21 protein-coding genes and 1 tRNA gene are annotated in these 23,347 nt (G+C 67.0%); 10 read left to right on the forward strand and 12 right to left on the reverse strand.

The genetic code is table 11. The annotated features are described in order from the left end of the window. Positions 1–41 precede the first annotated feature (41 nt). Positions 42–809 carry an Sjogren's syndrome/scleroderma autoantigen 1 family protein gene (locus C474_RS09855; protein ID WP_008386349.1) on the forward strand — a complete coding sequence of 256 codons (768 nt, stop codon included), beginning with the start codon at positions 42–44 and terminating at the stop codon, positions 807–809. 42 nt (positions 810–851) lie between these two features. Further along, positions 852–1,241 carry a universal stress protein gene (locus C474_RS09860; protein ID WP_008386350.1) on the forward strand — a complete coding sequence of 130 codons (390 nt, stop codon included), beginning with the start codon at positions 852–854 and terminating at the stop codon, positions 1,239–1,241. Here C474_RS09860 and C474_RS09865 read toward each other — a convergent pair. The 4 genes from C474_RS09865 to C474_RS09875 form a co-directional block, all read right to left on the reverse strand. Continuing rightward, positions 1,225–1,497 carry a hypothetical protein gene (locus tag C474_RS09865; RefSeq protein WP_008386351.1) on the reverse strand — a complete coding sequence of 91 codons (273 nt, stop codon included), beginning with the start codon at positions 1,495–1,497 and terminating at the stop codon, positions 1,225–1,227. The two genes, C474_RS09860 and C474_RS09865, sit on opposite strands and share 17 nt — an antisense overlap. A 101-nt stretch (positions 1,498–1,598) precedes the next feature. Next, the gene (locus C474_RS09870) at positions 1,599–4,115 is read right to left on the reverse strand and encodes a DEAD/DEAH box helicase (protein WP_008386352.1); all 2,517 of its coding nucleotides are present in this window, start codon (positions 4,113–4,115) and stop codon (positions 1,599–1,601) included. A gap of 120 nt (positions 4,116–4,235) precedes the next feature. Continuing rightward, positions 4,236–4,373 carry a hypothetical protein gene (locus tag C474_RS22600; protein WP_169330564.1) on the reverse strand — a complete coding sequence of 46 codons (138 nt, stop codon included), beginning with the start codon at positions 4,371–4,373 and terminating at the stop codon, positions 4,236–4,238. Positions 4,374–4,531: 158 nt separating this feature from the next. After that, positions 4,532–4,774: a ferredoxin gene (locus tag C474_RS09875; RefSeq protein WP_008386356.1), complete on the reverse strand. Its 243-nt coding sequence runs from the start codon at positions 4,772–4,774 to the stop codon at positions 4,532–4,534. A gap of 118 nt (positions 4,775–4,892) precedes the next feature. Between C474_RS09875 and C474_RS09880 the strand changes: the two genes are divergently transcribed. Together C474_RS09880 and cgi121 are read left to right on the forward strand one after the other, a co-directional pair. Then, entirely contained in the window at positions 4,893–7,352 is a 2,460-nt protein-coding gene (locus tag C474_RS09880) for an ATP-dependent DNA helicase (RefSeq protein ID WP_008386358.1), read from the forward strand. Next, on the forward strand, positions 7,349–7,837 hold the full coding sequence (gene cgi121 / locus C474_RS09885) for a KEOPS complex subunit Cgi121 (RefSeq protein WP_008386359.1): 489 nt from the start codon (positions 7,349–7,351) through the stop codon (positions 7,835–7,837). The genes C474_RS09880 and cgi121 overlap by 4 nt, the downstream gene beginning before the upstream one ends. Positions 7,838–8,220: 383 nt before the next feature. Here cgi121 and C474_RS09890 read toward each other — a convergent pair whose 3' ends face one another. After that, positions 8,221–9,456 carry an outer membrane protein assembly factor BamB family protein gene (locus tag C474_RS09890; protein WP_008386361.1) on the reverse strand — a complete coding sequence of 412 codons (1,236 nt, stop codon included), beginning with the start codon at positions 9,454–9,456 and terminating at the stop codon, positions 8,221–8,223. A 64-nt stretch (positions 9,457–9,520) separates the two neighbouring features. Continuing rightward, complete coding sequence (locus tag C474_RS09895; RefSeq protein ID WP_008386364.1) at positions 9,521–10,939, reverse strand: hypothetical protein; 1,419 nt, start codon at positions 10,937–10,939, stop codon at positions 9,521–9,523. A 261-nt stretch (positions 10,940–11,200) separates the two neighbouring features. Here C474_RS09895 and C474_RS09900 point away from each other — a divergent pair, with 261 nt between their 5' ends. Continuing rightward, the gene (locus C474_RS09900; RefSeq protein ID WP_049916902.1) at positions 11,201–12,007 is read left to right on the forward strand and encodes an aldo/keto reductase; all 807 of its coding nucleotides are present in this window, start codon (positions 11,201–11,203) and stop codon (positions 12,005–12,007) included. A 189-nt stretch (positions 12,008–12,196) separates the two neighbouring features. Here the strand turns inward: C474_RS09900 and C474_RS09905 are convergent. Both C474_RS09905 and C474_RS09910 read right to left on the reverse strand, forming a co-directional pair. Next, positions 12,197–12,269, reverse strand: a tRNA-Gln gene (locus C474_RS09905). 156 nt (positions 12,270–12,425) lie between these two features. Then, positions 12,426–13,055, reverse strand: coding sequence for a homing endonuclease associated repeat-containing protein (locus C474_RS09910; protein ID WP_008386369.1), 630 nt, complete (start codon positions 13,053–13,055; stop codon positions 12,426–12,428). Between the two features lie 916 nt (positions 13,056–13,971). Between C474_RS09910 and C474_RS09915 the strand changes: the two genes are divergently transcribed. Continuing rightward, the gene (locus tag C474_RS09915) at positions 13,972–14,898 is read left to right on the forward strand and encodes a manganese-dependent inorganic pyrophosphatase (protein WP_008386371.1); all 927 of its coding nucleotides are present in this window, start codon (positions 13,972–13,974) and stop codon (positions 14,896–14,898) included. 128 nt (positions 14,899–15,026) lie between these two features. Here the strand turns inward: C474_RS09915 and C474_RS09920 are convergent, their stop codons facing one another. Further along, complete coding sequence (locus tag C474_RS09920; RefSeq protein WP_008386373.1) at positions 15,027–16,376, reverse strand: sodium/calcium exchanger membrane region; 1,350 nt, start codon at positions 16,374–16,376, stop codon at positions 15,027–15,029. Positions 16,377–16,606: 230 nt separating this feature from the next. Here C474_RS09920 and C474_RS09925 point away from each other — a divergent pair, with 230 nt between their 5' ends. Together C474_RS09925 and C474_RS09930 are read left to right on the forward strand one after the other, a co-directional pair. After that, complete coding sequence (locus C474_RS09925; protein WP_008386375.1) at positions 16,607–16,966, forward strand: hypothetical protein; 360 nt, start codon at positions 16,607–16,609, stop codon at positions 16,964–16,966. Between the two features lie 90 nt (positions 16,967–17,056). Continuing rightward, the gene (locus C474_RS09930) at positions 17,057–17,635 is read left to right on the forward strand and encodes an IMP cyclohydrolase (protein WP_008386377.1); all 579 of its coding nucleotides are present in this window, start codon (positions 17,057–17,059) and stop codon (positions 17,633–17,635) included. Positions 17,636–17,649: 14 nt separating this feature from the next. On the opposite strand, the gene C474_RS09935 is transcribed toward C474_RS09930, so the two are convergent. Further along, positions 17,650–18,876 (reverse strand): MFS transporter, encoded by a 1,227-nt coding sequence (locus tag C474_RS09935; RefSeq protein WP_049916896.1) that lies wholly within the window; start codon positions 18,874–18,876, stop codon positions 17,650–17,652. 147 nt (positions 18,877–19,023) lie between these two features. Here C474_RS09935 and C474_RS09940 point away from each other — a divergent pair, with 147 nt between their 5' ends. Next, positions 19,024–19,683, forward strand: coding sequence for a metallophosphoesterase family protein (locus C474_RS09940; RefSeq protein WP_008386387.1), 660 nt, complete (start codon positions 19,024–19,026; stop codon positions 19,681–19,683). A gap of 163 nt (positions 19,684–19,846) precedes the next feature. Further along, the gene (locus C474_RS09945) at positions 19,847–20,425 is read left to right on the forward strand and encodes a VTT domain-containing protein (RefSeq protein ID WP_008386389.1); all 579 of its coding nucleotides are present in this window, start codon (positions 19,847–19,849) and stop codon (positions 20,423–20,425) included. 40 nt (positions 20,426–20,465) lie between these two features. On the opposite strand, the gene C474_RS09950 is transcribed toward C474_RS09945, so the two are convergent. Both C474_RS09950 and C474_RS09955 read right to left on the reverse strand, forming a co-directional pair. After that, a complete protein-coding gene (locus C474_RS09950; RefSeq protein WP_049916897.1) occupies positions 20,466–21,827 on the reverse strand; it encodes a tryptophanase in 1,362 nt (453 codons plus the stop codon). Positions 21,828–21,990: 163 nt separating this feature from the next. After that, the gene (locus C474_RS09955) at positions 21,991–23,169 is read right to left on the reverse strand and encodes an aspartate kinase (RefSeq protein ID WP_008386393.1); all 1,179 of its coding nucleotides are present in this window, start codon (positions 23,167–23,169) and stop codon (positions 21,991–21,993) included. Positions 23,170–23,347: the final 178 nt, after the last annotated feature.

Here is a 23,347-nt window from a genome sequence, read left to right on the forward strand (position 1 = left end):
GTCCCGGTGGGTTTTTCGACGCACGTGCCCTCCGTCGAGATATGAGCGATTTCGACAAAGAGGCGGAGCGACAGCGTCTCCGCGAGAAGTACGAGAAGGACGCGGAGCGACGCGAGGAGACCCAGCGGATGAGCGAACTCCTCCTGCAGGGGGCGACGATGACGAACAAGCACTGCAACCAGTGCGGGACGCCCATCTTCCGCTATCAGGGGACGGAGTTCTGCCCGAACTGTCAGAGCAAGCAGACGAACGCGGCGGCCGAGACGGCCGACGCCGCCGCCGCGGACATCGCCGACGGCGAGGCCGGGAGCGCCTCCTCCGACGGCGCGTCGGGGTCCGTCGAAGACGGAGAGTCGGCGGGCGAGGCGGAGCCGTCGGTGCCGACGCCGGAAGCCGAACGCGACGTGCCGGCGGAGGTGTCCGACGCGGGCGGTGCGCCGAGCACCGAAGCGTCGAACGCGGGGACGGGAACCTCGAATGCACGGGCGGGGGCCTCGAACGGCGGGAGCGCCTCGAACATGCGGACGGCGTCGACCGAGGCGGCCGCCGAGGAGTCGGCCTCCTTCGGGTCCGCTGAGTCGTCGACCGCTCCAGCGACGGGGACGACGGAACCGGCGGGGGGAGCGGCGAAAGCGGCGGATGCGACGAATGCGACGGACGCCTCGATGCGAGGGGCGCGCGAGGCGCTCCTGCGGGCGATAACGGAGCACGCACGACGGTCGACCGCGACGGAGGAACCGCAGCAGGCGACGGCCCATCTCGAAGCGGCCCGCGAAGCGGCCGAGGCGCTGGACGCGCTGGACCGATAAGCGGCAGACACCTCTTTCTCGGTCGCTCCCGTAGGTGCGTGCATGGATATTCTCGCCCCTATCGACGGTTCGGACTGCAGCGACCGCGCCGTGACGTTCGCCGCCGAACTCGCCGCCCGGTTCGAGGCCGAACTTCACGTCGTCCACTTCTCCGACGCCGAGACGGACGCGACCGATATCGTCCTCGGACGGGCGCGCGAGGCCGTCGAGTCGGCCGGACTCGACTCGGAGCCGGAGCTGTCTATCCTGGAGATGGACGTCACCCCCGGCGACCAAGTGGGTCGGGAGATACTCCGCTTAGTCGAAGAGCGGGGGTTCGACCACGTGGTGATGGGGCATCACGGCTCCGGCACCATCGAGCGCGCCATCCTCGGCAGCGCCGCCGACACCGTGGTTCACGACGAGAGCGTTCCCGTCACCATCGTACCATGACGCCCCGGGCGCCGGGGTTCGACGCCGGCGACGTCTCCTCGGTGCGCTCGCGTTCGACCCGTCGGCGGAGCGCCTCCGCCTGAATCCGCCTTCGCTCGGCGCTCGACCACTCCGCGTAGGACCGCAGTTCGCGGTCGGTGGGGGGTGACGGTGCGGTGACGACGCACGCCGCTTCCGGGTCGGTCAGCGGTCGCGTCTCGTGTTGCGGGGTTCCGTAGAACGCCCGCACCGCACCGGGAGTGAGTTTGACGCTCATACGTTCTGTATACGCACTGTGAGGATATAGTAATATCTCCGACAGCTCAAACGGATGACTTTCTGTCTCCCGGAACTGTCCCGAACGTGGGTTACGTCGACCTATTCGTAGTCGGAGCCGACCACGTCTCGGATTCGCTCTGCGGTTACCGCTCCGATTCCGGACACTTCCAACAGGTCGTCTTCGCGGGCGGTCATCACCGCTTCGACGGTGCCGAACGCTTCGAGGAGATTGCGCGCGGTGACGGGGCCGATGTCGGCGATGGAGGAGACGACGTACTCCTGCTGTTCGGTGAGCGTCTTGGTGCTCTTGCCGCCGTGGACGCTCACCGACCGGTCGCGTTCGGTCTGTTCGCGCGACGCGACGGTCAACAGTAGTTCCGCCGTGTCCGCCTCGTCGCGCGTCTGCAGGACGCTCACGTCGAAGTCGACGGCCAGCGAGGCCAAAGCGCCGCGAATCGCGCCGGGGTGGATGTTCCGCTCCTCGTAGAGGCCCTCGCCTTCGAGAATCAAGAGCGGTCGCGCGTACGCCCGCGAGAGGTCGCCCACCTGTTCGAACAGCGACCGGTCGCCGCCGGTGAGCGTGTCGAGGAAGTCCGAGACGGACTTGCGTTCGACGGCGACGCGGTCCGAGAGCACGTAATCGCCCACCGCGAGCGTTTCTAACCGAGTTTCGACGCCGTCGCGCGTCGAGAGGTCCTTCGCGATGGAGGAGTCGAGTTCGCGCTGGTCGACGACGATTTCGACCACGTCATCGTCGCGCCCGGCGGTGGCGACGGTGCCCTCGGGTTCGGTGTCGAGGGGTTCGTCTCCATCGTCTCCGTCGCCGCCGTCGTCCCCATCGTCGCCTCGATTCGCGTCGTCCTCGGCGCGGGCTAGCTCCGCGTCCGTCGCGGAGAACTCCGTGAGACCGGATTGGCCGTTCGCTCCCGTCGTCGACGCGGCGTCTGTCGCCTCGCCGTTCGCCGACGCGTCCGCACCGTTCGGCGGCGCGGCACCGCCTGACTCGCCGGATTCGCCCGACGCGCCGCCGAACGCGTCCAACCCCTTCTGGGAGTCGTCGAGTTCCGCCTCCACCTCGTCGGCGACGCCCTTCAGGTCGCGCAGTTCGGACTCCATCTCCTTTTCGCGACGCCGGGAGATCCAGAAGTACGCCTCGTCGCGCGTGTCCTCGGCCATCAGGACGACGACGCGCCCCTCGGCCTGCCGGCCGGTCCGCCCCTTCCGCTGGATGGAGCGAATCGCCGTCGGCACGGGTTCGAAAAAGAGGACCAGGTCGACTTCGGGCACGTCCAACCCCTCCTCGGCGACGGAGGTGGAGACGAGCACCTCGAACTCGCCGTTCCGGAATTCGTTCAGCGTCTCCTGTTGCTCCTTCTGGGTCATCCCGTCGGAGCCGTCCTTGTCGCCCTGACCGACGAACCGCCGGACGTCGAACGACGCCGAGAGGAAGTCGGTGAGCGCCTCGGCCGTGTCGCGCGATTCGGTGAAGACGATGACGCGCTGGCCGCCCTCGATGCCGAGCGTCTGCGCGAGGAGGATTCGCGTGCGGGAGAACTTGGGGTGGAGTTCGTCGAACGACTCGGCCTTCCGCATCGCCTCTCGCACCTTGGGTTCGGAGACGAGTCGCTGACTCGCCTTCGACGCCCCCGACGACCGGGCGGCGTTGCGCTGCCGTTCGAAGTAGCGCCGGACCGATTCGACGGACTGCGTCTCGACCAGTTCGACCGCCCGCCGGAGCTTCATCACCTCCGCGTGCGTTGACATCCCCTTGTAGCCCTCCGACTTGTCGTTGTTTATCAGCTTCTGCAACTCCGCGCGCATCCCGTTCAACTGCTTCTGCGAGACGTCCGGACTCGTCGTGTTCGTCACGCCGAGCGACTTCAGTTTCTCCAGTCTGTCCTTGATGACGTCGTTGAGCGCGTCGCGTATCGCCAGAATCTCGTCCGGCAGGTCGATTCGCTCCCACTCCACCTCGGTGTCGTAGGTGTACTCGTCGACGTCGGCGTCCTCCTCGGTCATCACCTCGACCTCCGAGAGGCCGAGGTTCTCACAGACTTCGAGGATGGACTCCTCGTCGCCGCCGGGCGAGGCGCTCATCCCCGTGACGAGGGGGTGTTCGGCGTCGGCGTGGTATCGTTCGGCGATGTAGACGTAGGCGTAGTCGCCGGTGCCGCGGTGGCACTCGTCGAACGTGAGATGCGTCACGTCGCGCAGAGAGATGCGGTTGCCGATGAGGTCGTTCTCCACGACTTGCGGCGTGGCGATGACGATGCGGGCGTCCTCCCACAGCGCCGCCCGGTCGTCCGGGCGCACGTCGCCGGTGAACACGACGATCTCGTCGTCGGGTATCGTCAGCGCCTCGCGGTAGAAGTCGGCGTGCTGTTGGACGAGCGGTTTCGTCGGCGCGAGAAAGAGCGCCTTGCCGCCGATTTCGTGGAGGCGTTCGGCCGTGACGAGAAGGCTGACCGTCGTCTTGCCGAGTCCGGTGGGAAGGCAGACGAGCGTATCCGCGTCGCGTGCGGCGCCCGCCAGCCGAATCTGGTACAGGCGTCGCTCGATGAACGACGGGCTCAGGAGGGGGTGGTCGACGTGCGAGGGGTCGTCTGCGGCCGCCATTGGGCCCGCTTGGGCGCGATGCGGGTTAAGGCTTAGCGAACCGCGGTGAAAGTGTATCTCCGGTCGCGTGCGGTGCTCGCCGGTAGGTATCGTCGGTCGGTGGTTGTCGTCAGTCGGCCGTTATCGTCGGTCAGCGTCGCGGTCGCCCCTCGGGTCGGGCGTCAGTCGTTCCGACCCGTCTGCGACGCCGTCCGGGATGGACTCGCCGACGAGGTCGGCCCACTCGGCGACGCGGTGGCCGTGGATATCTCGGGTCATGCTCTCGCTCGCCACATCTCCTCATGCGTACATAACGATTGTGCAAACCCCACTCGAATCTGGACAGACACGATACGTGAAACGTTGGACGGCGTCGCGACGAGACCGTCTTTCTCCGCGGCGTCCGAGCTATCTATCGGGGGCCGAATCAGTGTCGGTCAGACGACCTGTTCGCCGTCGTCGTCGTACAGTTCGATGGCGTCGACGGGACAGACCCGCGCGGAGAACTCGGCCTCGAACTCCTCGCCGTCGGGAACTTCGAGTTCGAAGACGCCGTCTTCGACCTCTTCGGCGCCCGCCAGGTCGGCCTTCCCGTCGTCGAGGTTCTTCTCGAAGGCGTCCCACTCGTCGACGCACTGGAACATGCCGATACAGGTGTTGCGGTCGTAGCGGATCTTCATGCCGGGCGTTCGGTGAGGGCGTACAAAGCGGTGACGACGCCGCGACATCGAACGGCGCGCGGCGGCCTTCGCCGACGGGTCCGACAATTTAAACCGGGTGACGGCTTACTCCGCGCCAATGAGACCGGAGGACGTGCCGGGCCTGCCGGAGGGGGTGCCCGAGCGGTTGCAGTCGGAGGGCATCGAGGAACTGTACCCCCCGCAGGCCGAGGCGGTGGAGGCGGGCGTGACGGAGGGCGAGAGCGTCCTCGCCTCCGTCCCGACGGCGTCCGGGAAGACGTTCATCGCCGAGTTGGCGATGCTGTCGAGCGTACAGCGAGGCGGAAAGGCGCTGTACATCGTCCCGCTTCGCGCCCTCGCCTCCGAGAAGAAGGCCGAGTTCGAACGCTGGGAGGAGTTCGGTATCGACGTTGGCGTCTCGACGGGCAACTACGAGTCCAGCGGCGAGTGGCTCTCCTCCCGGGACATCATCGTCGCCACCTCCGAGAAGGTGGACTCGCTCATCCGCAACAACGCGGGGTGGGTGAGCGACCTCTCCTGCGTCGTCGCCGACGAGGTGCACCTCGTGAACGACGGCCACCGCGGCCCCACGTTGGAGGTCACGCTGGGCAAACTGCGGAAGATAAACGCCGGGCTACAGGTCGTCGCCCTCTCGGCGACGGTGGGCAACGCCGAGGAGGTGGCCGAGTGGCTCGACGCGACGCTCGTACAGTCGGAGTGGCGACCCATCGACCTGAAGATGGGCGTCCACTACGGCAACGCCATCTCGTTCGACGACGGGAGCCAGCGGGAGGTTCCGGTCGGGAAGGGCGGCAGACAGACGTCGGCGCTCGTCGCCGACACCCTCGACGAGGACGGGTCCTCGCTCGTGTTCGTCAACTCCCGGCGGAACGCCGAGGCGGCCGCGAAGCGTCTGAAGGACGTGACGGCGGAGTACCTCACGGGCGAGGAGCGAAGCGAGTTGGCCGAGTTGGCACAGGAGATACGCGACGTGTCGGACGCCGAGACGAGCGATACGCTCGCGAACTGCGTGGCGAAGGGCGCCGCGTTCCACCACGCCGGCCTCGCCTCCGAGCACCGGCGGTTGGTCGAGGAGGCGTTCCGCGCCCGGTCGGTGAAAACCGTCTCCGCGACGCCGACGCTCGCGGCGGGCGTCAACACGCCGAGTCGGCGCGTCATCGTCCGCGACTGGCAGCGCTACGACGGCGAGTTCGGCGGCATGAAACCGCTTGACGTGCTCGAAGTCCACCAGATGATGGGGCGGGCGGGCCGCCCCGGCCTCGACCCGTACGGCGAGGCCGTCCTCCTGGCGAAAGACTCCGAGACGCGCGACCAACTGTTCGAGCGCTACGTCTGGGCCGACGCCGAACCCGTCCGCTCGAAACTCGCCGCCGAACCCGCCCTGCGGACGCACCTCTTAGCCACCGTCGCCTCCGGGTTCGCCCACACGCGCGAAGGACTGTTGGAGTTTCTCGACCGGACGCTGTACGCGACGCAGACGGACGAGCCCGGACGGTTAGAACGGGTCACCGACACCGTCCTCCGATATCTCGAAGCGAACGGCTTCGTGGAGATGGACGGGGACGACATCTCCGCGACGGCCATCGGGCACACCGTCTCGCGCCTCTACCTCGACCCGATGAGCGCCGCGGAGATAATCGACGGCCTGCGCTGGGGCGCCGACCACCGCGAGGAGAAACTCCGCGCACTGGAAGGCGTCTCAGACGCCGACGCTCGGCGCGCGGCGAGCGACGCCGAGGAGGAGGCGGACGAGTCCGGCGGGTTCCAACGGGCCAGCGAGATGGTCTCGACGGGAGACGAGGAGGGAGCAGAGAGCGCGGAACCCATCGAGACGGACCGCACCTATCCGACGGCGCTCGGCCTGTTCCACCTCGTCTCGCGGACGCCCGACATGTACCAACTCTACTTGAAGTCGGGGGACCGCGAGACCTACACCGAGGAGTGCTACGAGCGCGAGCCCGAACTGCTCGGGAGCGTCCCCTCCGAGTACGAGGACGTGCGCTTCGAGGAGTGGCTGTCCGCCCTCAAAACCGCCAGACTGCTCGAAGACTGGACGCGCGAGGTGGACGAGGACCGAATCACCGAACGCTACGGCGTCGGCCCCGGCGACATCCGAGGCAAAGTCGAGACGGCGCAGTGGTTGCTCGGCGCGGCCGAACGACTCGCCGGGGAGTTGGATCTCTCCTCGGCCGTCGCCGTCCGCGAGGCGAAAAAGCGCGTCGAGTACGGCGTCCGCGACGAACTGCTCGATTTAGCCGGGGTGCGCGGCGTCGGCCGCAAGCGCGCCCGCCGCCTGTTCGAGGCCGGCATCGAGACCCGGAACGACCTCAGACAGGCCGACAAGTCCGTGATTCTCGCCGCCCTGCGAGGGCGGCGGAAAACCGCCGAGAACGTCCTCGAAGCCGCCGGGCGGCGCGACCCGTCGATGGACGACGTGGACGAGAGCGAGGCCGACGTGCCCGAGGCGACGTTCGAGCGAGCGAGCGAGCGAACCGAAGGCGGCGGCGACGACGCGGACGACCCGCAGGAGCAGGCCAGTCTGGGTGATTTCGGGTGAGGTTCGTCGAGGGCGTCGCCGACGTGGAGAGCGTCGACGCGTTCGTCGCCGCCGTCGCCGAGGTGGCCGAGGAGACGGGCGCGACGGTGCAGGTGTTCGACGCGCGGTACGTCGCGGGCGAGGAACACCTCCGCTGCGCCGTCGAACTAGCCGACCGCGCCATCGACCGGGGAGAGAACGTCGCCCGCGACAGGGCCGTGGAGATACTGCTGTACGCCGCGGGCCGCCGCCAGATAGACGACGCGCTGACGATGGGCGTCTCCGAGGGCGAGGTGCCCGCCGTCGCCCTCGTCGACGGCGGCGACGAGGCCCGCGCGGCGGCGGACCTGCGCGAGATGCTGGTCGACGAACGGACGCTCGGACGGTTCGACGGCGAACGGATGCGGGAGTTTTTCGACGTGACCGACGCCGAACTCGCCGTCGTCGACGGCGACATCGAATCGCTCGTCTGCGAACGCGTCGCGCTACTGAACGTCGAGAAATAACTCGAAGCGAACCCCTCCGTTTCGTGTGGAGATTCGAACCATCTCTCCGTCGACGAACCCCTTCGTTTCGACTGGAAAACAGGAGACTGCGCGGCGACGAGGCGTCGAGATGAAATCCGGAGCGGCGATCCCGCTCGGACGGCTGGGTTACTCAGTAGCGCCGAGAGCCACTAAAGGGATTCGAATCGACGGGGCGCCGTCGAGAGGGAGAGAGGACGGGGGAACAGTGCACCGTCGTCGACGTACGATACGTGGGTCCAGTTGGCGTCCGCCGACGGGGTCGGGTTCCGAGGCCGTGCGGACGGTCGTACCGAACTCGTCCGTAACGACGTTTTTCACCGCGGTCTCGTCCTCGAGTCGAAGGAGCGCCTAGTTTCCTCGTCTCACGACCCGCCTTCGTATTCTAATCGCACGACGCGCCCGTCAGCGTAGATGACGAACGCCTCCTGAGCGCCGTCGTCGTCGACGTCCGCCAGCGTCGCGTGGGTGAATATCGGAACGTCGCGGCCGTACGTCGACAACACGTCGCCGTCGGCAGGGTCTAACACGGTCACGCTGCCGTCGTTTCCGGCCGCGAGGAGTTCGGGCGAGCCGTCGCCGTCGAGGTCACCGAGATTCGGCGGGGGCATCATCTGGACCTGGTCGACGACGATTTCGATCGTCCACTCGGTCCGCCCGGTTGCGGCGTCGAGTGCACGAACCGTCCCGTCTTTCGCGGTCACGTACGCCTCGGCGTCACCGTCTCCGTCGCCGTCGCCGAACGCGTGAACGGCGGCGAACTCGCCGACGCTCGTTCGCCACTCGACCGCGCCGGTACCGCCGTCGACGGCGACCACGTCGCCTCCGACGGTCGTGAACACCGCTTCGAGGGCCGGGTCGTCGTCGGCCTGCCCGTGCGTCCCCCACGTCAGCGACCCGTTCTCCGTCACCGTCTCGTCCCATTCGACGGAGCCGTCTCCGGCGAAGAGAACCGCCTCGCCCGTCCGTCTCCCGACGAGCAGTTCGGGCGAGCCGTCGGCATCGAAGTCGGCCACCGTCGGTTGCGCCCAGACGTAGCCGTCGAGGTTCGCGGTCCACAGTTCGGTGCCGTTCGACGCGAAGACGAACGCGGTTCCGGTCACGTCGACCGCGACGATTTCGCGCCCGGGCGAGGGGGCGAGGTCGGCGACGAGGGGCTTCGTGTAGCCGTAGTTCGAGAGCCCGAGTCGCGTCCGAACGTCGCCGGACGCCGCGTCGAAGACCGCGACCTCCCGTTCGGTCGTCGCCGCGAGCACTTCGAGTCGCCCGTCGCCGTCGAGGTCCGCGACCGTCGGGTCGGCGACGGAGTGAATCGTGCAGTTCGCCGCGGGAAGCGTGTCGTTCCAGACGCTCGACCCGTCGGTCGCGTTCATCGCGACGAGCGCGCAGTTTCCGGTTCGGTCCGCGCCGCTGATTGGCGCGTACACTCGGTCGTCGCCGACCGCAACGGCGTGGTGATTCGAGGAGATGTCTCGACCGGTGTCGCTCGTCCACGTCGCGTCCAGCCCGTCGCTCCCGAGTCCGCCGGTGAATCCGAGGACGACGACGGTTCCGAGAACCAGGACGATACCGAGCATCGCGAGGAACGTCGTCGCTCTCATTCGAACGGAGTTCGCATCTCGGCGGACGTGAGCGCTCCGGTATTCCTCCCGGAAGCGCGACGACTCAGGCGGCGACGGGCAGGGAGATGACCCACAGCGAGAGGACGGTGTAGCCGACCATCAGCGCGACCAGCGGCGCGTGAGCGATCAGCGCCCAGCGCTCCGTGGGCGCGCGGCGCCGAGTGACGGCGTCGGCGGCGACGACGGCGACGACGTGACCCGCGACGATGAGACACACCTGCATCCCCCAGTACGACGGAAGCGAGAGCCACCACAGCGGGTCGATCGGGTCGAGACCGGCGACGCGCGGGAGTCGTCCCGCGTACGTCAGGACGTAGCTGAAGGTGTGCGCGAACTCGTATCCCGCCGCGATAGGGAGGAGCGTCGGCGCGAGAACGAGCGATATCGTCGGGACGGACCCGCCGTCGGACTCGGCCCGCGACGAGCGTCCCGCACCGGTGCGCGCGACGCCTTCCCGAAGCAGTCGGTCGACGAGGGCCGTTACGCCCGCGAAACACCCCACGAATCCGAGTAATCCGAGGCAGTACAGGAGGATACTCACCGTCCCGCCGACGCCGAGCGCCTCCTGTGCGCCGAAGTAGAGGTCGCGGTAGATCGGCGACTCGGCGAACCCGTCGAAGGTGACCGTATAGACCATCGCGACGACGAACGCCGCCGCCGTCCGCGAATCGAGCGGTCGAGAACAGGCTTGCCACGGGTAGCGAACGGTGAGTTCGACCGTTCCGCGGTCCGTTTCGCGTGACCCGACGGGGGCGACTCTCCCTAGCAGCCGATAGAACACCGCCAGCGGGTCGGCGTGGTCTAACCACGCGCGGCCGAACACGAACGCGCCGAGTACCATCACGAGACCGTACGACGCGACGACGACGGCGGTCACTTCGGGCAGTTGCGGAATCCGGGTGAGGTTCTCGACGACACCGACGAGGAGAACGAATCCGATCAGCGCGGGCCAGTCTCCGAGCCGGTCGGGATACCGCCGGACCCGTATCGGTTCGCCCTCCAACCGGCAGAGGCCCTCGTAGACCGTCCGCCACGGTGAGAGGATTCGCCACGGACTGCCGAGGAGTATCGAAACGAGCGCGACGCCCTTCAGCCAGATCGCCCACGTGACGAGCGTCGCCAGGTTCTCGCCCGGAGCGCGCGGCCCGAAGAGTCCGTGTAGTAGCACGGCGAGACAGACGAGGAGGAACCCGACACGGCCGAGCGACCGGAGAGCGACGAGGAAACGGCGCGGAATCGCGCCGAGAGTCGCAGTCCGCTCCGGCGTCGAGTCGAGTCGCGCGACGAGGACGGCGGTCAGGGCGACGGTGACTCCCGCGCCCGCATAGAGTAGTCCCAGCGGGACGGGAGCGTCGAACCGAGTCGAAAGCTGGTGGGCCGCGACTGGACGGGCGGCGAACGCGAACGCGGCGACAGCTACGACTACGCGTGCGGCGCTCCGATAGGGAACTCGGCCGCGCATCGGTCGAGCTATTTCTTCAGCGCACAAAACACGCGCGGAACGAGCGCACCGTTCGACGCCTCCACTCGCCGAACAGTCTGATGCGCTCTCCGGAACTCCGTCGGGAGTTCCTCGCCTTCTCTCCGAGCACGACCGGTGAGACGCTCATGGGACGACACTCACTTCGAGAATGCGCGACGGGTGATGGATACGTCCCCCGTCGAGTGCTCAGAGGTGCGTACCGCCGTAACTACTACTCCCGTGAGCGACCTGGTCGCGGACATGGCTCTAGACCTCCCGCCGATCGGCTTCGGCACGCTCGACATCACCGACGTCGACCTCCTGACCGCCGGCATCGAGATGGGGTACGAGTACGTCGACACGGCCCAGTTCTACGGGAACGAGTCGGCAGTCGGCGACGCCATCGAACGCGCGGACGTCGACCGCGACGAGTTCACGCTGGCCACGAAACTCTGGTACGACAGCCTCGGCTACGACGACGTACACGACGCCGTCGAGGGGAGTCTCGACCGACTCGGCGTCGACACCATCGATCTGCTCTACGTCCACTGGCCGCTCGGCGACTACGACCCCGAAGAGACGCTCGAAGCGTACAACGAACTCGTCGCAGAGGGGACCGTCTCGAACATCGGCGTGAGCAACTTCTCGCCCGAGATTCTCGACACCGCCCTAGAGTACGCCGACCCGACGGTCGCCGCGAACCAGATCGAACTGCACCCGCTCCTCCAGCAGGAGCGCTCGCGCGAGTTCCACCGCGAGCGCGGGGTACAGACCACCGCCTACGGCCCGCTGCTCGGCGGCCGGGCCGAGATGATACCCGAACTCGGGGGCATCGCCGAGAAGCACGACACGACCGAGAGTTCGGTCGCGCTCGCGTGGGCCCAGCAGCTCGACGGCGTCATGCCCATTGCGGGCGCGGAGACCGAATCGCACCTCCGCGAGAACCTCGACTCGCTCGACCTCGAACTCGACGACGAGGACGTCGAGACCATCGACACGCTCGGCCGAGAAATCAAAGCGTACGGCAGCAACGGCGTCAGCATCGACCCGGGCGTCGACCGCCTGTGACTCGAGTGTGGGTCGAGAGCGCGCTTACGGGATAGCTGAGTACCGTCTCGGACGGCGTAATCGAACCTCGGTCCGATGAATCACGCTATTTTTGACAATCGTCGAGATATGACACGAGTTCGCTCAGCCGTATCATCGCGAAGAATCCGAGCGTACGGCGCAGGCGCTCGACGGCCTGAAGTCGAAGAATAGTCCCACCAGGATTCGAACCTGGGTCGTTGCCCCCAGAAGGCAACAGGATTGGCCACTACCCCATGGGACTGACATGTCTGTCAGCAGCCACCCGCCGGCTCGTACCAACGGGACAACCAACTCTTCCGCCCGATAGCGTATCAATGTTGCGAAACCGCTCGAAGAGCGGCTATCGAATCACGTGAACGGCTCTCGGACGAAGCCGGCGGTTCGACGTCGCCGTTTCTCAGTCGGCGTCGATACGCTCGTTCGAGACGCGACCGAACTCGGCGACCACCGCGGAGGGTTCGAGGCCTAATCGCTCGAATCGGTAGTCGGCGTGCTCCTTTCGGTGGCAATTCGCACAGAGGACGTCACAGCGCCGTATCTCCGCGCGAATTGCGTCCCGTGAGCGTTCGTTCGAGACCAGTGTGCTGACGCTGGCCGTCTTCTCGACGCCGTCGCGGTGGTGAAAATCGAGACAGGCAGGGTCGGTCTCCGAACACCGAAGACAGCCGCGGTCGCGTTTGATACCGTGGATCCACGCTCGAAGTCGCGCCCGGCGGTCGAGCGACTGCGTCGCGTTCTGCTCGCGGTGTCGGTAGTGCCAGCGTTGGTCGACGCTCAGTTCGGCCCATGCATCATCCGAAATATCGACGCCGTCCGGCTTCGAGTGAACGCGGCTGCCGCGACTCGCCGCCGTCTCCAACCCGGCCGCTTTCTTCGCGGCGTTCCATCCGCCCATCGTCCGAATAATGGTGGCCGACGCGGGGGTGAGACCCAGCGATTCGTACTGGGCCTTCGACGGGGATTCGTCGAGACGATTCGCAGCGGTTCTGAGCGCCTGTCGACAGTCGGCAGGGGAGGTGCTCGCCATCGCTCGTTTCTGGCGAGGGACTATTTCTCACGCGGCGGTCACCACTCGGTCCGCGGAATCGACAGCCGAACGCTGGCACAAGTGGCGCGGTGCGCTTCCCGGTGGACACCGCCGACGGACGAACGCGAGACAGTGCAGTGCGCTGATCAAGAGACATCAGCCCACTGCCGACTCTCCTCTGGTCTCGGTATTCGAGAGAGACGGTGGAGTGGAAACCGTGGGAGACAGATTTGACATATCAGATATCGGGCAGTGGAAAAGAGGGCTAAAATCGGCGTACACCCCCGAAATCTCCGGAGTGTGGCCCGCTGTGGAGCGTGTAGCGGTGAGCCGAGTCGATAGAGTGGTATTCGATGTTCGATGAGAACAGCGAGTTCGGAGGGGAGCAATTTCTGGTTCTCGGCGCGTCTCGCGGCCGTGTAGCCGAGAACAGAGCGCACACGAATGAGCGAATGGGTGACTTACGTCGAAGCTCGAAACCGAATTCGACCGATACACCCCCGATTTATCGGGGTGTACTGGGGTTTCAGATGTTGGGGTTCGATTGATTTCAGCGGTGGACCCAACTGATCGTCGTCGGTGCCGTCCGGGTATCGGCTTGTAGGCCCCGCTTATCGGCAGATTTCGGCCGATAACGTGTTCGTTCGACGGCGACAACTGACCGGCCGAACGCGTCGTCGACGGGGGTCGTTCCACACCCGAAAGACACGGTCTTCTTCCGGAGGCGAGTGTAGATGTACTCCGCCGAATAACGGATTCAGGCGACTCGTGGGGGTGATCTGCTCGTACAAAGGGGTGTACGCCGAATTCGCCGTGAAACTATGACGGATTTTGTACCTGACGGTTATCGGACCCAGAGGAGGTATCCAAGCAGTCGGGCGGTCGTTTCTTGAGTCGTCCCTGCGTCGACGCGAGTATGTCAGAGCCGACGTACGTCATCGGTCACCGGAAACCGGACACGGACACCGTCTGCGCCGCGTTGGCGTACGCCGAACTGAAGCGGAAGCGTGGGGAAGAGAACGTCTCCACGGCCAGAGCCGGGGATCCGAATCCGGAGACGCAGTTCGTGTTGGACTACTGGGACACCGAGGCGCCGACGCTCCTCGAAGACGCGGCTGGGAAGCAGTTAGTGCTCGTCGACCACAACGAGTACAGCCAGACCGTATCCGGAGCGCGGGAGGCCGAAATCGTCGAAATCGTCGACCACCACCGCATCGGCGACGTCGAGACGAGCGCCCCGATTCCGTTCCGAAACGAACCGGTGGGGTCGACGGCGACGATTCTGGTCGACCTATTCGACGACGCGGACGCGACCATCGACGCACAAACCGCCGGCCTCCTCCTGAGCGGACTGCTCAGCGATACGGTCGTCCTCCGTTCGCCGACGACGACGGAGCGCGACCGAACGGTCGCCGAGCGACTGGCCGATACCGCCGGCGTCGACATCGAGGAGTACGGCGAGGAACTCCTCGCCCACAAGAGCAAACTCGGCGAGAAGAGCCCCCGCGAAATGGTGCTGGGCGATTTCAAGGAGTTCGAGTTCGGTTCCAGTCGGGTCGGCATCGGGCAAGTCGAGACGGTGGAACCCGCCGTCGTCTTGGACCGACGGGAGGCAGTCCTCGACGCGATGGACGACGTCGTCTCCGAACGCGGCTACGACGCGCTTCTGTTGCTCGTGACCGACCTGCTGAAAGAGGAGTCGACGGCCCTCGTGGCCGGCGACGAAACCGCGACGGTCGAAGCGGGACTCGACGCGACGTTCTCGGACCGAGCGGCGTTCCTCCCCGGCGTGATGTCCCGAAAGAAGCAGGTCGTTCCGCCGCTCGAAACGGCGTTTGAATAGCGAGAAAAGCCCGCGATACCGTTCGTCTCGGGTTCGGGGTTTCCTCGACGCTTCGAGGGCAAACGTCGAGTGAAAACGAAGGAGCGGATCGAGGCGGGCGTATCGGGTATCGAGAGCGGTCGAACGATTCAGTCCGCGTGTTCCGTCTTCCCGCCGCCGCCGCCCACGGCGTCGCGCGCGTTCGAGAGAGTGCGACCGACGAGTTCGGTGAGGCTCTCGCGCCGCTTGAAGAACAGGGCGAAGCCGAGGACGAGGTAGACGGCGGTGTAGGCGTAGAGGATAGTCATGCTCAGGTTCGTGGCGGCGGGTTCACCGTACGTCTGTATCACGTAGAACTCCGCGAGGACCTGCGTGACGAACAGGACGAGAAGCGTCACCGCCTCGCGCGTGCTTATCTCGAAGTTCGTCAGGATGGCGATGGCAAAGAGGCTCTGTGCGGCGGTGATCCAGATTTCGGCGGCCTGCTTCGAGTCGAACGGCAGCGTTCCGATGGCACCGGCGGAGATGGAGTAGACGACGGCGAGCGTCCCGATGAGAAGCGTCCACTGGTTCAGTTTCGAGGAGATCAAGGCGTTGAACCCCGCGGTGGAGCGCGCCTTGTTCACGAGGTAGGCGACGACGATGAGTTCGGGGCTCTCAGAGGCCAGCGGCGCGAGCCACTGTATCATGAAGAACTCGGGAATGCCGTACTGGAGGCCGAGCGTCTCCAACCCCTCGGCGAACGGGTGGACGGCGGTGAAGATGATGGCGCCGGAGAAGGCGAAGCCGGCGAGGACCGAGGCGATGCGCACGCCCTTCGACTTCTCCTGGAAGTAGGCGGGGACGCCGACGTTCTCCTCGTGTTCCTCGACGCCGCCGCGGATGATGACGAAGAGATAGAGGACGTAGAGACCGACGAGAAACAGCGTGTCGACGGGGCCGATACCGCCGCTGAAGGGAACGAAGAAGGCGAACGCCGTCGCCGCGAGGAGGAACGTTATCTCGGTGGCGATGTCGCGGTCGAGGCCGACCACGTCGGCCATGAATCCCGAGCGGTGTTCGACCGCGGGGTCGGACCCGCTCTTCGCGCGGAAGATAGTGAACAGGGCGATGCCGGACCAGCCGAGACCGATGAGGATGCGGTTCGCGCCGGTCATGTTGGCGACGGCGAGGTTGGCCGCCTGGTCGGACCCGGCGCCGGCTTGCCAGGCGTAGAGGGCGTCGACGGCGTACTCGGGGGCGACGGCGAGAACGGCGAGCACGGCGATGGCGAACGCCTGTGGAACGTCTTTCTCGGCCGTTTCAGCGGCCCACGCCAGCAGGAACGACGCACCCAGGATGGCGAGGCCGGCGACGAGAACGGCCGTGCCGGGAGTGATGTTCTCGCCGGGGTGAACGGTGCCGTAGCCGCCGTAGGAGAAGAACAGTCCGATCCACGGTACCGTCAGCAACAGTGCGATGACGACGGCGACGAGGGGATGGCGAAGCCTATCGAGCATTGGTCGGGTAGTGGAAAGACAGGCACCTACGTCTTTTGTTTGTCGGCCCGCTATCGAACAGTTCTCCGAGCTATTGTTCAATTCTCTCGCCGGTTCAAGTGACGAATAAGATACTCGTCCGTTTACGGAACGTCGAGGAACGAACCGGAGGGTTCGCGCGCCGCACGCCCGACGCGGGCGGCGCGCCGAACCGACCACAGGGTTATCCCTCCCATCCGCCTGTAGACGGTATGGCAGACACGAAGAAGGGACGAGAGAAGCAGGCCCGTAACGCGGAGACCCGTCAACAGGAGCGAGACGTCGCCGAATCCCGCGAACGCGCCGACGAGGCCGAACCGCCCCTCCCCGACGACGAGGTCGAGGAGGGGGACGAGGACGAATCGCCCAGCACGTGTCACCGTCGCGGGTGCGAGGAACCGGCGGCGTTCGTCGTCCTCGAACGATACCAGGAGGACACCGGGTACGGAGCCGTCGAAGCCGAGGCGTTCCTCTGTCGGGAGCACACCGCCGAGGAGAGTCCCGTGAACCTCGACGGCGTCTACGACGAGTACGTGTTCCGCGTCGAACCCCTCCCCTCCCGGTCGGTCTGAGCGGGACGCGACGGCCCTATCGCCGGCTCCGCGGAGGAAGAACGTGTACAAATCATCACCTATTTAGCGTCCGTCTATGCACTCTCGTGTATGTACGTCGGACGATTCATCGTCGTCGGTCCCGATTTCGGAGCGTATCGCGTCTCCTCCCGGTCGTTTCCCAACCGTCGAGTCGTCGAACGCGACGGCGTCCTGACCGTCGCGCCGACACCGGACGCCCCCGAGAGCGACAACCCCTACATCTCCTACAACTGCGTCCGCGAGGGGGGCGACGGCGTCGTCGTCGGCAACGGGTCGCACGTCGACCCGGTCGCGGAGAAACTCGACATCGGCTACCCCGCCCGCGACGCCCTCGCGGAATCGCTTCTCGCACTCGACTACGAGAAGGACGACTACGACACGCCGCGCATCGCCGGAGTTGTCGGCGAGGACTCGTACGTCGGCATCGTCCGGAAGGACGCCCTCCTCGTCCGCCCCGTCGAGGAGGACCCCCTTCTCGTCGCCACCTACGAGGAGGACGACCCCGCGCCGGTCACCTTCGACGGGAGCGGTTCCCCCGCCGACATCGCCGAACGCGCTCACGGGATGGCGTACGAGCACGCCGTCTGCGCCGCGGGCGTCACCTACGACGACGGCGACGTGGACGTCGGCTTCTACAACGGCGAGTGAGCGAAAGAAGCCGCTCAGTGCGACGGTGACGATGACGGCGACTTCGGGAGACGGAGCGTCAGGAGGACGACGACGGCGAGCACCGCGGCCAAGAGGACGTAGCCCTCGTCGAAGTAGCCGCGGTCGGCCAGTCCGCCAAAGAGAACCGGACCTGCCGCGCCGAGCGTCGCCACCGTCGTTCTGACGACGCCGAGGCCGGTGCCGCGGACCTCCTCGGAGAAGGAGTCCGAGAGGAACGACTGCGTGACGGCGCCCGACCCGAGCATCGTGCTCACGACGGCGGTGAGGGCGGCGAGCGGCCAGAACCCCTCGACGACCGGGAGGAGCGCCAACCCCGCGACGGGGCCGACGAGGACGGCGACGAGCGTGCTCCGCATCCCGATGCGGTCGTACGCCGCCCCCGCGACCGGTTTGACGACGACGCCGAACGCGAAGAACGCGCTGAACAGCGTCCCCGCGGCGGCGGACGACAGCCCCTTCTGTTCGACCAGGTACGTCGGATACAGCCCCGTGAACGACTGCCAGATGAGGATATAGAGGAAGAGGATGAACGAGACGAATCCGAGGTTCGAGCCCCGCAACTCCGCGAACACGTCGCGCACGCTCTGCGTCGGAAGCGGGTCCGCGGCCTCGGACGCCGATTCGGTGCCGGCCGGGAGCGTCACTCGGACGACCACTCCGGCCACGAGGAGTAGCGGAACGACGAACAGCAGGCCCGCCTGCCAGGCGATGGCCGCCGCGAGCACCCCGGCGACGGGCGGGAGGACCGTCTGTCCGAGGTCGCCCGTCGCCATCGTCACGCCGAGAGCGCTCCCGATTCGGTCCGGGTATATCTCCGACAGCATCGTGATGCGCGCGATGGGGTACAGCGACTGTCCGAATCCGACCAGCGCCGTCGCGGCGAACAGGACGAACGCCGTCGGGGCGGCGGCGACGAGCACCAACGCCGCCGCGGCGAGGACGGCGCCGACGCTCATCACCGACCGCTCGCTGTAGCGGTCCGCGAGGAGGCCGCCGGGGAGTTGCCCGACGGCCGACCCGAGCCACAGGACCGTCACGAGAAAGCCCGCGGCGGTGAGGCTGATGTCGAAGGAGTCCCGCAGGTACGGCAGCAAGACCGGATAGATCATCCGCGCGCCGAGGAGCGTCCCCCACCCGCCCGCGATGGCGACGAGCGACGTTCCTCGGCCGTCGCCCCACAGCGCCTTCATCTCGCCGGCGACGGACTGGAGGAGGGTCATTCGGGGGTCGGTGGGAGTTCCCGCGAGCGGCGGATAAGCGTTCACGTACCCGCCCTCGCTCACCGCCTGTCCGCGCGCCCCGCGTCGTCTTCGGTGGGGAGACGAATCCGCGGGTCGTTTTTGGGGCTCCCTCGCGTACGTCCGGGCATGCGAGTCGCCGTCATCTCGGACGTGCACGGGAACCGAGTCGCACTCGACGCCGTCCTCGCCGACATGCCCGACGTCGACGGGATAGTCTGCGCCGGCGACGTGGTGGGCTACAACCCCTGGCCCGCCGAGTGCGTCGCCGAAGTCCGCGAACGGGGCGTGCCGACGGTGATGGGCAACCACGACAGGGCCGTCGCCTCCGGGACGGCGTTCCGGTTCAACGGCATGGCCGCCGCGGGCGTCGAGTACACCCGGGAGGTGCTCGACGACGACGCGATGGAGTGGCTCTCGGACCTGCCCGACGAGCGAACCGAGTTCGACGGGCGCGTGAAACTCGTCCACGACCACCCGTGGGAACGGGACAAATACACCTACCCCGAGGAGTTCGACGCCGACTTCATCGAGGAGGAGGACGTCCTCGTCCTCGGTCACACCCACGTGCAGGACCACCGGGTGTTCGAGGAGGGTATCGTGATGAACCCGGGGAGCGTCGGCCAACCGCGCGACGGCGACCACCGCGCGGCGTACGCGATACTGGATTTAGAGGACCTGTCGGTGGAGGAACGCCGCGTCGACTACGACATCGAGGCCGTCGTCGAGGCGGTGAACGAGGCCGGGTTGCCCGAGCGCATCGGAACGCGACTGTACGACGGGCGGTAGCCGACGGCGGGTGGCCGACGGCGCGGGACCGTCCCGCGCCGCGTTTCGGCGAGCGTCGTCGCCACCGTCGACGAAACCGCGCGGCCGACAGGGATTACCCGTTCGGCGTTCACGTGGCCACAGCGACGGCCGCGCGGCGCCGCGTCGGCCGTCGGCAGCAATCATGTCTCTCTCACTCGTCTCGGTCGCGGCCGCCGGATTCGCCCTCCCCGGGTTCGGGGACGGAGTCGTCGCCGACGCGGTTCGGGCGGCGAGCGGGTGGGGCGGACTGGCGCTCATTTTCGTCTACTCGGTGCTCATCGCCGTCATCCTGCCGCTCCCGGGAGAGGCGGTGCTCGTCCCGGCGGTGGAGGGGACGCTCAAACTCGGCGTGCCCACCCCGGTCGAAATCGCGCTCGTCATCGTCGTGAGCAGTCTCGGCAAGGCGCTCGGAAGCGTCGTTGCGCTGTCGCTCGGGCGCCGGGCCACCCGGTCCGGTCCCGTGACCCGAGCGCTCCAGTCGCTCGGATTCGACCCCGTGGGGTGGTCGACGCGCCGCGTCGTCGAACTGGTCCGGCGATACGGCTACGTCGGACTGGCCGGGACGCTGATGGTTCCGATATTTCCCGACACGCTGTTGCTGTACGCGTTCGCCGTACTCGACCTCGAACGGATGAAGTTCGCGGTGGCGGCGTTCGTCGGGACCGTCGGCCGGCTCCTCATCACGCTGTTCGTACTCGAGAGCGTCAGTTCGGTCTCCTGAGGCCGGCGGCGGGGAGTGGAACGCGAGCGACGCGGCGGACTCAGTCGGCCGATGGGGACGCGGCGGCGGGTTCCAGACGCGCCGAGAAATGCCGCAGTTCGCGCATCGGCGGTTCCTCGACTATCTGCAATCCCTCGTAGCACTCCGCGGACTCCCGCACCGCGGCGGCCGTCTCCGCGACGTGTTCGAGATGTTCGCGCGAGTACGTCCGACGCGGGAGGGCTAATCTGACGAGGTCAGGACGGTCGGTGCCGGGGAACGCGAACCCGCCGAGTTCGACGCCGCGGACGCCGCCTTCGAGATAGAGCGCGCAGACGAGTTCCTGTCCGGGGAACCGCTCTTTCGGGACGTGCGGGAGGACGGACTCGGCGTCGACGTAGACGGCGTGGCCGCCGGTCGGTTCGTAGACGGGGACGCCGGCGTCGGTCAGGAGGCGACCCAGTTCGGCCACCTGTTCGACCCGCTCTCTCACGTAGGGGGGTTCGACGGCCTCTCGGAGGCCGACGGCCATCGCCGCCACGTCGCGCCCGGCGAGGCCGCCGTAGGTGGGAAAGCCCTCGTAGAGGATGCACCGTTGCTTGGCCGCCTCGAACAGGTCGGGGTCGTCCATCGCGGCGAACCCGCCGATGTTGACGAGGGCGTCCTTCTTGCCGGACATCGTCACCGCATCGGCGTAGGAGAGTTGTTCGCGGGCGATTTCGGCGACCGTCGCGTCCGCGAACTCGGCCTCTCGCTCCCGGACGAAGTGGGCGTTTTCGGCGAACCGGCAGGCGTCTATCACGAACGTCGCGTCTATCTCGTCGGCGAAGGCGGCCACCTCCCGCGTGTTGGCGACGCTGACGGGTTGCCCGGCGACGGAGTTGTTCGTCACGGTGAGGACGACGACCGGAATCGATTCGGCGCCCACGTCCTCGACCAACTCCCACCCCGCGTCCACGTCGAAGTTCCCCTTGAACGGGTGGTCGGCGTCCGGGTCGCGGGCGAGTTCGTGCGGGCAGTCAACGGGGTCCGCACCCTGATTGGCGACGTGGGCGCGCGTCGTGTCGAAGTGTGCGTTGTTCGGCACCGCGTCGCCCTCCTCGACGAGGACGCCGTAGACGACGTTCTCAGCCCCTCGCCCCTGGTGTGTGGGGACGACGTGCTCGAATCCCATCACCTCGCGGACGGCCTCGCGGAGTTCGCGAAAGCTTCGACTCCCGGCGTACGCCTCGTCGCCGCGCATCAGCGCCCCCCACTGCTCGGCGCTCATCGTCCCGGTTCCCGAGTCGGTCAGCAAGTCGACGAACACGTCGTCGGCGTCGAGGTTGAAGGCGTTGTACCCGGCCGCGTCGAGGGCCTCCTCGCGCCTCTCGCGCGAGGGGAGGGTGATGGGTTCGACCATCTTCGCTTTGTAGGAGCGCATACGGAGAACACGCCGCCCGCCGTGAAGGTGGTTCCCGACGGAAATCGGCGGACGAGTGCCAGTTCGAAACTTCGACCGCCGGGATGGGACGACGATGAACGGAGTCGTGCGTCGGCGGGTGGCGGTGTCGAAAGTGGTCGAAAAGCGGACGCGGCTTCGACGCTCAGAACTCGTCTTGGACGATGCTGAGCGTCTCCTCGCGGTCGTCCCACGCGACGAAGATGGCGACGGACGTGGCGGAGGTGATGACGTCGTGGATGTTGATGCCGGCCTCGGAGATGGGTTGGACGATATCGAGCATGACACCCGGTCGGTTCGGGAGTTCGCCGCCCGTCACGCGGATGACGGCGATGCCGTCGTCGACGGTGACCGAGGAGAGCGACTTCTCGTTGACGACTTTCGAGTGCAGGAGGTTCTCGGCCTCCTCGGCGCGGTCCTCGCCGATGTAGAAGGTGACCGAGTCCATCCCACTGGCGACGGCGTCGACGTTCACGTCGTGTTCGCGAAGCGCCTGCGAGAGGTCCGCGAGGATGCCCGGTCGGTTCCGGATGGAGCGTCCCGCGACGGTGACGCAGGCGAGGGGATTCTCCTGCATGTCGATGAGGTTGTGGAACTCACCTTCGATGAGCGTCCCGCCCGTCAACAGGTCGCCGTGCTGGTAGTGGACGACGCGGACGCCGAGCGTGTCGTCCTTGTAGGAGAGCGCCGAGGGGGCGACCACTTCGGCCCCGCGGAACGAGAGGTTCCGGAGTTCGTCGACGGTGATGCGCCCGACGTTCCGCGCCCCCTCGACGACGTGCGGGTCGCCCGTCATGACGCCCTCGACGTCGGTGACGATGACCACTTCGTCGGCGTCCATGTAGCGACCCATCATCACGGCCGTCGTGTCCGACCCGCCGCGGCCGAGCGTCGTGATCTCGCCGTCGTGGTTCTGCGCCAGAAAGCCCGTGATGACGGGGACGACGCCGTCCATCTCCGCCGCGAGTTTCGCGGCGCGTCGCCTCGTCTCCTCGACGTCCACCTCGCCGAGGTCGTTCGTGATGACCGGCCAGTCGTCGGACCCGGGTTCGATGAACAGGGCGTTCACGCCGCGGGCGGTCAGCGCCGCCTTCAGCATCCGAACGCTCGTCCGTTCGCCCATCGAGACGATTTCGGCCCGGTCGCGGTCGTCCGCCTCGAACTGAATCTCGTCGAGGAGGTCGTCGGTCGTGTTGCCCATCGCGGAGGCGACGACGGCTATCTCGTGGCCCTGTTCGACGGCGGCGGCGACGGAGTCGGCGGCGCGGTTGATCCGGTCGCCGCTTCCGAGGGAGGTCCCCCCGAACTTCGCGACTACTCGCACGGGCCTACCCCCGGCCGATTCGCCCGCAGAGACTGAGACTGGTGCTGTGGCATGCGCGGGGGTAGCGTGGGGCCGCGTATAACTGTGTCTCCCCCTTCAACCGTTGCCGACGCCGACAGTCCAGAACGACTGACAAGTTCGACTCCCGGGCGGACGGATCGACCGACGACGTCGCGTC

Source organism: Halogeometricum pallidum JCM 14848, from assembly GCF_000337095.1.
Taxonomy (GTDB): domain Archaea; phylum Halobacteriota; class Halobacteria; order Halobacteriales; family Haloferacaceae; genus Halogeometricum; species Halogeometricum pallidum.

Bases quoted from the DNA above. Each gene is read 5' to 3' on its own strand.
- C474_RS09860 (WP_008386350.1), top strand. From the start codon at position 852: ATGGATATTCTCGCCCCTATCGACGGTTCGGACTGCAGCGACCGCGCC.
- C474_RS09920 (WP_008386373.1), bottom strand. From the start codon at position 16,376: ATGCTCGATAGGCTTCGCCATCCCCTCGTCGCCGTCGTCATCGCACTG.
- C474_RS09935 (WP_049916896.1), bottom strand. From the start codon at position 18,876: ATGACCCTCCTCCAGTCCGTCGCCGGCGAGATGAAGGCGCTGTGGGGC.
- C474_RS09915 (WP_008386371.1), top strand. From the start codon at position 13,972: ATGTCAGAGCCGACGTACGTCATCGGTCACCGGAAACCGGACACGGAC.
- C474_RS09870 (WP_008386352.1), bottom strand. From the start codon at position 4,115: ATGGCGGCCGCAGACGACCCCTCGCACGTCGACCACCCCCTCCTGAGC.
- C474_RS09900 (WP_049916902.1), top strand. From the start codon at position 11,201: ATGGCTCTAGACCTCCCGCCGATCGGCTTCGGCACGCTCGACATCACC.
- C474_RS09940 (WP_008386387.1), top strand. From the start codon at position 19,024: ATGCGAGTCGCCGTCATCTCGGACGTGCACGGGAACCGAGTCGCACTC.
- C474_RS09855 (WP_008386349.1), top strand. From the start codon at position 42: ATGAGCGATTTCGACAAAGAGGCGGAGCGACAGCGTCTCCGCGAGAAG.
- C474_RS09880 (WP_008386358.1), top strand. From the start codon at position 4,893: ATGAGACCGGAGGACGTGCCGGGCCTGCCGGAGGGGGTGCCCGAGCGG.
- C474_RS09930 (WP_008386377.1), top strand. From the start codon at position 17,057: ATGTACGTCGGACGATTCATCGTCGTCGGTCCCGATTTCGGAGCGTAT.
- C474_RS09895 (WP_008386364.1), bottom strand. From the start codon at position 10,939: ATGCGCGGCCGAGTTCCCTATCGGAGCGCCGCACGCGTAGTCGTAGCT.
- C474_RS09875 (WP_008386356.1), bottom strand. From the start codon at position 4,774: ATGAAGATCCGCTACGACCGCAACACCTGTATCGGCATGTTCCAGTGC.
- C474_RS09950 (WP_049916897.1), bottom strand. From the start codon at position 21,827: ATGCGCTCCTACAAAGCGAAGATGGTCGAACCCATCACCCTCCCCTCG.
- C474_RS22600 (WP_169330564.1), bottom strand. From the start codon at position 4,373: ATGACCCGAGATATCCACGGCCACCGCGTCGCCGAGTGGGCCGACCTC.
- C474_RS09945 (WP_008386389.1), top strand. From the start codon at position 19,847: ATGTCTCTCTCACTCGTCTCGGTCGCGGCCGCCGGATTCGCCCTCCCC.
- C474_RS09865 (WP_008386351.1), bottom strand. From the start codon at position 1,497: ATGAGCGTCAAACTCACTCCCGGTGCGGTGCGGGCGTTCTACGGAACC.
- C474_RS09925 (WP_008386375.1), top strand. From the start codon at position 16,607: ATGGCAGACACGAAGAAGGGACGAGAGAAGCAGGCCCGTAACGCGGAG.
- C474_RS09890 (WP_008386361.1), bottom strand. From the start codon at position 9,456: ATGAGAGCGACGACGTTCCTCGCGATGCTCGGTATCGTCCTGGTTCTC.
- C474_RS09910 (WP_008386369.1), bottom strand. From the start codon at position 13,055: ATGGCGAGCACCTCCCCTGCCGACTGTCGACAGGCGCTCAGAACCGCT.